The sequence below is a fragment of the Aeromonas sp. R3-1 genome (assembly GCF_040908345.1).
Taxonomy (GTDB): domain Bacteria; phylum Pseudomonadota; class Gammaproteobacteria; order Enterobacterales; family Aeromonadaceae; genus Aeromonas; species Aeromonas veronii.
In genome coordinates this window covers 43962-54520 of record NZ_JBFODN010000201.1, presented here as the reverse complement: position 1 = coordinate 54520, position 10559 = coordinate 43962, and the positions used below count along the sequence as shown (strand labels likewise).

General features: G+C 60.9%; 10 protein-coding genes. 8 read left to right on the top strand and 2 right to left on the bottom strand.

The window, feature by feature from the left end; all coding sequences use genetic code 11:
* Positions 1 to 76: 76 nt before the first annotated feature.
* Together ppgK and queG are read right to left on the bottom strand one after the other, a co-directional pair.
* The gene (ppgK, locus tag AB5Y85_RS12960) at positions 77 to 817 is read right to left on the bottom strand and encodes a polyphosphate--glucose phosphotransferase (protein ID WP_005339062.1); all 741 of its coding nucleotides are present in this window, start codon (positions 815 to 817) and stop codon (positions 77 to 79) included.
* Positions 818 to 928: 111 nt separating this feature from the next.
* Positions 929 to 2083: a tRNA epoxyqueuosine(34) reductase QueG gene (gene queG, locus AB5Y85_RS12955; RefSeq protein WP_368221532.1), complete on the bottom strand. Its 1155-nt coding sequence runs from the start codon at positions 2081 to 2083 to the stop codon at positions 929 to 931.
* Between the two features lie 60 nt (positions 2084 to 2143).
* Here queG and AB5Y85_RS12950 point away from each other — a divergent pair, with 60 nt between their 5' ends.
* The 8 genes from AB5Y85_RS12950 to hflX all read left to right on the top strand — a co-directional run bounded on the left by AB5Y85_RS12950 (position 2144) and on the right by hflX (position 10527).
* On the top strand, positions 2144 to 3655 hold the full coding sequence (locus AB5Y85_RS12950; RefSeq protein ID WP_368221530.1) for an NAD(P)H-hydrate dehydratase: 1512 nt from the start codon (positions 2144 to 2146) through the stop codon (positions 3653 to 3655).
* 10 nt (positions 3656 to 3665) lie between these two features.
* A complete protein-coding gene (tsaE, locus tag AB5Y85_RS12945; RefSeq protein WP_005339056.1) occupies positions 3666 to 4139 on the top strand; it encodes a tRNA (adenosine(37)-N6)-threonylcarbamoyltransferase complex ATPase subunit type 1 TsaE in 474 nt (157 codons plus the stop codon).
* A 23-nt stretch (positions 4140 to 4162) separates the two neighbouring features.
* Entirely contained in the window at positions 4163 to 5851 is a 1689-nt protein-coding gene (locus AB5Y85_RS12940; RefSeq protein WP_257687181.1) for an N-acetylmuramoyl-L-alanine amidase, read from the top strand.
* Positions 5852 to 5924: 73 nt separating this feature from the next.
* The gene (locus tag AB5Y85_RS12935; protein ID WP_368221528.1) at positions 5925 to 6047 is read left to right on the top strand and encodes a hypothetical protein; all 123 of its coding nucleotides are present in this window, start codon (positions 5925 to 5927) and stop codon (positions 6045 to 6047) included.
* Positions 6048 to 6050: 3 nt separating this feature from the next.
* Positions 6051 to 7922 (top strand): DNA mismatch repair endonuclease MutL, encoded by a 1872-nt coding sequence (gene mutL, locus AB5Y85_RS12930; protein WP_257687201.1) that lies wholly within the window; start codon positions 6051 to 6053, stop codon positions 7920 to 7922.
* Positions 7912 to 8841: a tRNA (adenosine(37)-N6)-dimethylallyltransferase MiaA gene (gene miaA, locus AB5Y85_RS12925; protein ID WP_257687183.1), complete on the top strand. Its 930-nt coding sequence runs from the start codon at positions 7912 to 7914 to the stop codon at positions 8839 to 8841. The genes mutL and miaA overlap by 11 nt, the downstream gene beginning before the upstream one ends.
* A 72-nt stretch (positions 8842 to 8913) precedes the next feature.
* A complete protein-coding gene (hfq, locus tag AB5Y85_RS12920) occupies positions 8914 to 9177 on the top strand; it encodes an RNA chaperone Hfq (protein ID WP_005339045.1) in 264 nt (87 codons plus the stop codon).
* Between the two features lie 63 nt (positions 9178 to 9240).
* Positions 9241 to 10527, top strand: coding sequence for a ribosome rescue GTPase HflX (gene hflX / locus AB5Y85_RS12915; protein ID WP_257687184.1), 1287 nt, complete (start codon positions 9241 to 9243; stop codon positions 10525 to 10527).
* The last annotated feature ends 32 nt before the right edge of the window (positions 10528 to 10559 follow it).

Genomic DNA, 10559 nt, shown 5'->3' with positions numbered 1-10559 from the left:
GACCGCAAAACAAAAGGGCCCGGCAGCAGTGCCGGGCCCTTTCCATTGGTATCTGCTGACTTGCAGTGAGCGTCGGTCAGCCCTGCTGCTCGGCCGCGTAGAGAGCGGCCCCGATAATGCCCGCCTGATTGAGGCTGGCCGCCGGAATAAGCGGCGCCCGGGTCTCGATGCGATCGACAAACTTATCCAGCTTGGCTGCGCTGCCGCCCCCCAGAATGAAGAGGTCGGGGGAGAAGAGAAACTCGAGGCGTGCCAGATACTTGTTGAAACGCTTGCCCCAGCGGTTCCAGGAGAGATCTTCCCGTTTGCGCGCCGCATCGGAGCAGTAGTGCTCGGCGACCATTCCTTCCAGCATCAGATGGCCCAGCTCGGTGTTGGGTAGCAGATGGCCGTTGACGAAGATGGCGGTGCCGATGCCGGTACCGACCGTGATGAGAATGATGACCCCCTTGCGATCCTTGCCGGCGCCAAAGCGCATCTCTGCCAGACCGGCGGCATCGGCATCGTTCAGCACATAGCAGGGCTTGCCGGTGACATCGGCAAACAGATGCTCGGCATCGGTTTCGATCCAGCTCTTGTCGATGTTGGCGGCACTCTTGGCAACCCCGTTGTGGATAGTGGCGGGAAAGCCGCAGCCCACCGGTCCTTTCCAGTCGAAGTGTTCGACCAGCGCCTTGAGGGTATGGGCGATGGCGGCCGGGGTGGCCGGTTGCGGTGTGGCAATGCGATGGCGCTCGCCAATCAATTCGCCGGTTTTGGTATCGACCAGACAGCCCTTGATCCCTGAGCCTCCAATATCCACTCCCAACATATGCATCTGTGTTGTCCTTGTTATGTGCCGAGCAGTTTGCAGTGACCACGCTGTTATGGGCACTGCAGGTCGGCAGAGCATGAAAAAAGTGCTGCAATCCGGCAAGGGGCAGATCACTTATGCGTGATCCGACAGACCTTTTTCGATGCAGCGGATCAGCAAACGGGTCTTCTTGTTCTCTTCATCCTGACGCCGGGCAAGGGTTGCCAGCGCCCATTCGATATGTTCGGCCACCATGGGATCGGCGGTGGTCAGCCCCAGTTGCAGGGCCGCGATCACCTCGGGGGTCGCTGGACCATTGCCAAGGGCGACTGCCAGATTGCGGCGCCAGCGTTGATAGCCGATGCGGCGGATCGGGCTTCCCTCGGTCTGTTTGAGGAAATCGTTCTCGCTCCAGCACCACAGCGCCAGCAGGGGCGGGCGGTGCAGGCTGGGGCGAGGGCTGAAGTCGGGTTCCGGGCTGGCATCGGCGTAGCGATTCCAGGGGCAAATAAGCTGGCAGTCGTCGCAGCCGTAGATGCGGTTGCCCATCAGGGGGCGGAACTCTTCCGGAATAGGACCGTCGTTCTCGATGGTGAGATAGGAGATGCAGCGGCGGCCATCCACCACATAGGGGGCGACAATAGCGCCGGTCGGGCAGATGTTGATGCAGGCGACGCACTTGCCGCACAGCTCCTTCTCCACTGGCTGGTCGAGCGGCAGCGGCAGGTTGAGCAACAGCTCACCGAGAAAGAAGAAGGAGCCAGCCGATTCGTTGAGCAGCAGTGAGTGTTTGCCAACCCAGCCTAGGCCCGCCTTGGCTGCCAGTGGCCGCTCGAGGATGGGGGCGGAGTCGACGAAGGGGCGCCACTCACCCAAGGTCTCTTCAGTGCCTTGAAACAGCTCGGCGCAGCGCGCTTCAATGCGATCACCCAGCTGTTTGAGCCGGTTGCGCAGCACCTTGTGGTAGTCGCGACCGAGAGCATAGCGGCTGATATAGCCGAGAGTCGGATCGCGCAGGGTGGCAGCAAAGCCTGCCTCGAACGGCAGGTAGTTCATCCGCACCGACAACACCCGCACCGTGCCCGGCAGCAGCTCGTGGGCGCGCGCCCGCATCATGCCGTGGCGCTCCATGTAATCCATGCTGCCGTGATAGCCCGCATCCAGCCAGGCCTGCAATCTCGGCTCTTCGATACGCAGGTCGGTGTCGGTGATGCCCGCCTGGTCAAAACCTAGCTCCCGTGCCCAGAGCTTGATATCGTGGGCCAGCTGGTGGAAGTCAGGTGCGCTCATGCGGCTTGGCCTGGCCGGTGTTTGCTGGCGTGGGTCGATTGATAAGAGGCGGGAGCCGTCATGGTAGAGATCATCAGGGGCGCGTTGGGCACAAAAGAGGGGGGCAGTTTACCACAGGGGCTGTGGCAGACTGAACAGATCCGCGCACTGGAGCGCAACTGGGCCGCGCGTGAGGGGCAACCTCTCTATGCCCTGATGGAGCGAGCCGGTGCCGCGCTGCGCACCTATGCCACCCTGCATTGGCCCGACAGTCGCTGCTGGTGGATCTTCGTCGGCCCCGGCAATAACGGCGGTGATGGCTATGTGCTGGCCCGCCTTGCCCGCCAGATTGGCATCGAGGTGGTGGTGATTGCCGCCAGAGCACCCGACCAGCTGAAGGGGGATGCCAGACGGGCCGCCGATGAGTGGCTGGCGGCCGGTGGCCGGGTCTGGCTGGCCGAGCAGTTTGATAAGGACCAGCACTCCCCCCCGGAGCTGGTGGTCGATGCCCTGCTTGGCACCGGCGTCAACACGTCCCTCTCGCCATTACTGACAAAGATCGTCGCAACAATCAATGGCTTGGCTGTGCCCGTGCTGGCGGTGGATCTCCCCTCCGGCCTCAACGGCGATACCGGCCGTGCCATGGGGGCCGTGGTGCAGGCCACTCGCACCCTCACCTTTATCGGTATCAAGCAGGGGATGCTCACCGGCGACGGGGTGGATTGTGTCGGCCAGCTCGACTGTGATCCCCTTGGCGTGACGCCTGATGACACTATGCTGCCCACCGCCTGGCGTATCGATTATCCGCAGCTCTGCACGCAGCTGACCCCGCGCCCGCGCGCTTCCCACAAGGGCTCTTATGGCAAGGTGCTGCTGGTGGGGGGCAATCGCGGCATGCAGGGGGCCATCGTACTGGCGGCCCGCGCCTGCCTGCGGGCGGGAGCCGGGCTGGTGCGGGTGTGTCAGCATCCGGAGCATCCGCCGGTCAGCCTTTATCAACCCGAACTGATGAGTCTCACTACCGCAGATGACGAGGGGTGGGCGTCGGTGCGGGTCATTGGCCCCGGGCTTGGTCAGGATGAGTGGGGAAGCGCGCAAATCGCCCGTTATCTCACCGAACGGCTGCCACTGGTTTTGGACGCCGATGGATTGAATTGGCTGGCGCAATCTCCCCGCCATCAGGATAATTGGGTGCTCACGCCCCATCCCGGCGAAGCGGCGCGCCTGCTGGGATGCACCATTGCCGAGATTGAAACCGATCGGTTTGCCGCCGTGCAGGCGCTGCAGCGGCGTTATGGCGGTGTGGTGTTGTTAAAAGGGGCGGGAACACTTATTTATGACGGCGAGCGGGTCGTTCTCTGTTGTGAAGGCAATCCCGGCATGGCAAGTGGCGGGATGGGCGATCTGTTATCTGGTATAATCGCCGCCCTTTTGGCCCAGGGCTGGTCTGCCACCATGGCAAGCTGGCTGGGCGCCGTGATCCACGGCGAGGCTGCAGATCAGGCCGCCGCCGACGGCGAGCGGGGCATGCTGGCGTCAGACTTGCTGCCGCTGATCCGCAAACTGGTTAATCCCGACACCATTACAAGTTAAAAAGAAGAACATGGCAAAACAGTTGATGATGACACTGCCGGACGAGGCAGCAACCGTGGCACTGGGTGGCCGTCTGGCACAGGCCTGCCAGCAGGCGACCACTGTGTTTTTGCATGGCACGCTTGGCGCCGGTAAAACCACCCTGACCCGCGGCTGGGTGCAGGGCCTTGGCCATCAGGGCAAGGTAAAAAGCCCGACTTACACCCTGGTCGAGCCCTATGAGCTCGATGGCTGGCAGGTCTACCATTTCGATCTCTATCGCCTGGCTGATCCGGAAGAGCTGGAATTCATGGGCATTCGGGACTATTTTGCCGCCAACACTCTCTGTCTGGTGGAGTGGTCAGAGAAGGGCGAGGGCTGGTTACCGGCTCCCGACCTGGAAATTACCCTCACCTATGTAGGCGAGCAGCGCGAGGTTCTGATAGAGGCTCGTACTGCTATTGGCGAAGCCATTCTGGAACGGTTGTCATCTACGTGCGCTTGATCCTTGTTATTGCTCTCTCCTTGATGGCGTTACCCTCTTGGGCGAATCAGCTCAAGAGCGTACGAATCTGGCCATCACCGGATAACACCCGGGTGGTGCTCGATATGAGCAGCGCCCCCAATTACAACTACTTCACCCTCACCGGCCCGGATCGGCTGGTAATCGATCTGAAAGGGGCGAGCAACGCCGCCAATCTGGCCCGGATCGAGAACAACAGCGAACTGGTGCGCAAGATCCGCCAGAGCACACCGCTGGAGAAGGGCGGTTTGCGACTGGTGATGGATCTCAGCTCCGCCATCAAGCCGGTGGTCTTTCCGTTAGCGCCAGCCGGGCCCTATGGCCACCGTCTGGTCATCGACCTTCCTTATGAAGAGAAGCGCTCGGCGGCTGCGGTGCAAGCCACACCTGTGGGTGGCAAAGGCAAGGGGGTGGTGATTGCCATCGACCCGGGCCACGGCGGGGAAGACCCGGGCTCCATCGGCCCGCGCCGTACCTACGAGAAGCGGGTCACGCTGGCGGTCTCCCAGAAGCTGGCGGCACTGATCGACCGTGAACCGGGGATGCGCGCCGTGATGACCCGTCGTGGCGACTATTTCGTCGACCTCAACAAGCGCTCCGAGATCGCCCGCAAGGCCAAGGCGGATCTGCTGGTCTCTATCCATGCAGACAGTTTTCATAACTCGACTCCGCGTGGTGCCTCGGTCTGGGTCTTGTCGACCAACCGTGCCAACCGCGAGATGGGTAGCTGGTTGGAGAAGCAAGAAAAGCAGGGCGAGCTGCTGGGTGGTGTCGGCAAGGTGTTGGCGGAATCCGATCCCAACCCCTATCTGGCACAGACCTTCCTCGACCTCTCCATGGACAAGTCCCGTGCCGAAGGATATGACGTCAGCCGCCAGATCCTGCGCTCTATGGGCAAGGTCGCCCGACTGCACAAGAAGGCGCCGGAACACGCCAGTCTGGCGGTGCTGAAGGCGCCGGATATTCCCTCTGTGCTGGTGGAGACCGGTTTTATCTCCAACCATGCGGAAGAGAAGCTGCTGGCCACCGCCAGCTATCAGGACCAGCTGGCCCGCGCCATCTTCGAGGGGATCCGCAACTACTACCGCGCCCACCCGACCAAGGGGGCCATGCTGACCGGCAAGGGGCAGGTGAGCCAACCTGCCGCTACTCGCCCTGCACCGGTAGCCCGGCAGCCGGTGAGCCAGCCCAGGCAGGCACAGTCGCAGCCGGTAGTGACCAACAAGATGCCCGCCACCGCCCGCGACGGCGGTGCTGGGAGCGGCTCTGGCGCCGGGGTGATCAAGCCTTACTCGGCGGCAGCGCAAGAGAGCGGTGCTCCGGTCAGCAGTGTGGGGGACTATGACAAATCGCGTATGCTCCGCCATGTGGTCAAACGGGGTGAGAGCCTCTCCCGCCTTGCCGAGAAGCATGGAGTGAGTCAGTCCACTCTGGTGGAGGTCAACCAGCTGCGCAGCCGGGATATTCAGATTGGTCAAACAATCTATATTCCCCAGCAAGGGCAGAGCCGCGCTGCCGCCCCCGTTCGCAGTGACGACAAGTCGCAGATGATCCGCCATGTGGTCAAGCGGGGCGAGAGTCTCTCCCGCCTTGCCGAGAAACATGGGGTGAGTCAGGCTCGGCTGGTGGAGATCAACAAGCTCAAGTCGCGGAATATTCAGGTAGGGCAGGTGCTCTACATTCCGCAAAACTGACGCGCGGGAGCGGGCGATGCCGCTCCCGCTGTTAGCGAATACTATCAGCAAGATTGAAATTCAGGAGCAAGTGATGCCGATCCGTATATCGCCCCCTATTCTGGCCAACCAGATTCCGGTTGGTGGAGAGGTGGTGGAGCGGCCCTCCTGGAGCCTTAAGAGACTGACCATCAGCAAGATTGAAATTCAGGAGTAAATGATGCCGATCCGTATTTTGCCACCCATTCTGGCCAACCAGATTGCAGCCGGAGAGGTGGTGGAGCGGCCCTCTTCTGTGGTGAAAGAGCTGGTGGAAAACAGCCTGGATGCGGGGGCCGACCGGGTCGAGATCGACATCGACAAGGGGGGGGCCAAGCTGATCCGCATCCGTGACAACGGCTGTGGCGTCGCCAAAGACGAGCTGGTGCTGGCGCTGTCGCGTCATGCGACCTCCAAGGTGGCCACGCTGGACGATCTGGAAGTGATTAACAGCCTCGGTTTTCGTGGCGAGGCGCTCGCTTCCATCAGCTCGGTCTCCCGTCTCACCTTCACCTCCCGTACCGCCGAGCAGTCAGAAGCCTGGCAAGCCCAGGCGGAAGGGCGCGAGATGAGCGTCACCATCAAGCCGGCGGCCCATCCGGTGGGCACCACGGTGGAGGTGGTGGATCTCTTCTTCAATACCCCAGCGCGGCGCAAGTTCATGCGCAGCGAAAAGACCGAGTTTGCCCATATCGACGAGCTGGTGCGCCGCATCGCGCTCTCCCGCTTCGATGCCACCCTGATCCTGCGCCACAATGGCAAGGTGGTGCGCCAGTACAAGGCCGCCAATACCGTGCCGGAGCAGGAGCGACGTCTAGCCGCCGTTTGCGGCACCCCCTTCATGCACCATGCGCTGGCGGTGGAGAGCGAACACAGCGATGTGCGTTTGTGGGGCTGGTTGGCGACTCCGGAGGGGGCAAGACCGCAGAACGACCTGCAATACACCTATGTCAACGGCCGGATGATGCGCGACAAGCTCATCAACCACGCTATTCGTCAGGCCTATGACGAGTTGCTGCCTCCCGACCGCTTCGCCGCCTATGTGCTCTATATCGAGCTGGATCCCCGTCAGGTGGATGTCAACGTCCACCCGGCCAAGCATGAGGTGCGCTTCCATCAGGCGCGGCTGATCCACGACTTTATCTTTCAGGCGCTGTTTACCGCGCTGCGCCGCGAAGGGGTGAGCACCGCTCATCAGGACACTCCGCTGGCCGAAACTCTGGTCGAGTTGCCGGTCAGTCCGCAGATTGAATATCCCGGTCAGGCGCCACGTCCCGAATGGTACGGTGCCGAGCACAGCTACCGGGCACCTGCACAGGTGCGGGAGGGGGGCGGTGGGGCTGGCCGAGCCAGCAATTATCAACCGCCCGAGCCCCCAAGCCGGGAGGCGATGCGCGGCATGGGCGCTCTGCTCACTACGCTGCCTATCGCAACAGCGGCTGAGGCTGCTCCCGCACAGTCCACCGACACAGTGCCATCACCCAAACAGGGGGGATGTCGCGCCCTGACACTGGTGGAGCAGGCCTACCTGTTGATCGAGCGGGATAATCAGCTGGCGCTGCTCTCGCTGGTGCGCGCCGAGCGGGTGCTGCTGCGCCACTGGCTGCTGGAGACCTGGGGCCAGGGACTGGCGGCTCAGCCACTGTTGCTGCCGGTCTCCTTCAAATTGCCGAAGAATTTGATCGCGCTGGTGACCGAGCAGGAACGTTTGCTGAAACGGATGGGGCTGGAGTTGAAAAGCGGGGGGCGCGACACCATGATCCTGACTCGGGTGCCGGCTCTGCTGCGCCAGACCGATCTGGTGCGTCTGTTACCCGAATTGCTGCAAATTATCGAGGGCGGATCTGACAGTGATGCTGGTCAGCAGGCTGAAGTATTATGCCAATGGCTGGTGGAGCAGGGGATAAGCCGCGAGAAGATATACGATTTTTCAACTGCCAGTCGTCTGCTGACGGAACTTGTGACCGATTTCAGTGACCAACTGGCAGACATTCGCATGGTGCGTCCCCTTTCGTTGGCGACCGTGCTGGAGGAGTTTGAACATGGCGAGTGACTTGCCGACCGCAATTTTTCTGATGGGGCCGACGGCCTCCGGCAAGACGGATCTCGCCATTGAATTGTGCCAGGCACTGCCTTGCGACATCATCAGCGTCGATTCTGCACTGATCTATCGCGGCATGGATATAGGTACGGCCAAGCCGACTGCCGATGAGCTGGCGCGGGCCCCGCACCGGCTGATCGATATTCTTGATCCCGCTGTGAGCTATTCGGCAGCCGATTTTTGCAAGGATGCCCTGCGGGAGATGAAAGAGATCGCCGATCGCGGCCGCATTCCGCTGCTGGTGGGCGGCACCATGCTCTATTTCAAGGCGCTGCTGGAGGGGTTGTCCCCATTGCCCTCTGCCGATCCCGCCATTCGTGCCGGGATTGAGGAAGAGGCTACCCGCCTCGGTTGGCAGGCGCTGCACGATGAGCTGGTGCACATCGACCCGGTGGCCGGTGCGCGGATCCACCCCAATGACCCGCAGCGACTCTCTCGGGCGCTGGAGGTCTACCGTATCAGCGGCAAGACCCTTACCGAGCTGACGCAGGTGCAGGGGGAGGGCTTGCCCTATCGGGTGCAGCAGTTTGCCATCGCCCCGAGCGATCGCGCCGTGCTGCATCAGCGTATCGAACAGCGCTTTGACAAGATGCTGCAAGGTGGCTTTGAACAGGAGGTTCGTGCGCTGATGGCGCGCGGCGATCTGAACCCGGATCTCCCCTCCATTCGCTGTGTGGGTTATCGCCAAATGTGGGACTACCTGTGCGGTGAAGTGGGGTATGATGAGATGCGTTATCGTGGCATTGTTGCCACACGCCAATTGGCAAAACGACAGTTGACCTGGTTGCGCGGCTGGCCCGATGTGACCTGGTTGGAATCCGGTGAGTCTGGCAATCTCGACCGCGTGCTTGCTCGCGCTGGTGCGGCTTGACACTCTCTGTATAATCAGGTTGTTATATTGATATTCGGTGTTTAAAAACAACAAACTATAAGGAAAAGAAAAATGGCTAAGGGGCAATCTCTCCAAGACCCGTTTTTGAATGCGCTGCGCCGTGAGCGGATTCCTGTTTCTATCTATTTGGTGAACGGCATCAAACTGCAAGGTCAGATCGAGTCTTTTGACCAGTTTGTTATCCTGCTGAAAAACACCGTGAGCCAGATGGTTTACAAGCACGCCATCTCGACTGTCGTACCGGCCCGTGCCGTCAATCATCACCAGCCCACTCCGGGTGGCGCGGCTGATGAACAGGGTGATGCCGAGGCGTGATATCCCTGGGCGAGTCGACTCGCCAACTCAGATTCATCATGATTCCTGTTAAGGAGCAAGCGCTTGTTTGACCGTTATGAAGCTGGCGAACAGGCCGTTCTGGTGCATGTCAACTTCAGTGATGAGGGTGAGCGGGAGGATCTGGAAGAGCTCAAGATGTTGGTGAGCTCGGCCGGAGTCAATGCGCTGGGGGTAATTACCACCAGTCGCAGTGCGCCCAGTGCCAAATTTTTTGTCGGCAGTGGCAAGGCTGAAGAGATCGCGTCCCAAGTCCAGATGCTGGATGCCGACGTCGTCATCTTCAACCATGCCCTGACCCCTGCCCAGGAGCGCAACCTGGAGCGTCTGTTCCAGTGCCGGGTGGTGGACCGAATCGGCCTGATCCTCGATATCTTTGCCCAGCGCGCCCGTACCCACGAAGGTAAACTGCAGGTCGAACTGGCCCAGTTGCGCCATCTTTCCACTCGTCTGGTGCGAGGCTGGACCCACCTTGAACGTCAAAAGGGCGGGATCGGTCTGCGTGGCCCGGGTGAAACCCAGCTTGAAACTGACCGACGTCTGCTGCGGGAACGCATCAAGGCGATTTTGCGTCGGCTCGACAAGGTGGCCAAGCAGCGGGAGCAGGGACGCCGCGCCCGCAATCGCAACGAAGTGCCGACGGTGTCACTGGTTGGTTACACCAACGCCGGAAAGTCCACTTTGTTCAACCAACTTACAGCTGCCAGCGTGTATGCTGCCGACCAATTGTTCGCAACTCTGGATCCCACCCTGCGTAAACTGGTGATCCGGGATGTGGGTGATGTGATTTTGGCGGATACAGTTGGATTTATTCGACACTTGCCCCATGATCTGGTCGCGGCCTTCAAGGCGACCCTGCAGGAGACCCGTGAAGCGGATCTGCTGCTGCATGTGGTGGACTGTGCCGATGAGCAGATGCAGGAGAATATCGACTCCGTGCAGCAGGTGTTGGCCGAGATTGAAGCCGATGACAGGCCCCAGCTGATGATCTGCAACAAGATCGACAAGCTGGCGGATCGTCCGGCAGGTCTGGAGCGAGATGACGAGGGGCGCCCGTTGCGCGTCTGGCTGTCGGCCCAGACTGGTGAAGGTTGTGAGCATCTGTTTACGGCGCTGACCGAATTGCTGGCTGGCTCCATGGTGCATCACACCCTGCAGTTACCTCCTTCTGCCGCGAGATTGCGCAGTGTGCTCTATCAGCTGAAAGGGATTGAGCAGGAAGGTTTTAGTGAGGAGGGTGATTTCGTGCTGGAAGTCCGCTTGCAAGTGGCCGACTGGAACCGCCTCGTGAAACAGGAAGGTGAGAGTTTACAACGCTTTATCAGGCATTGATTCGTTGATGAAGGTGAACCCTTAGGGGCTTC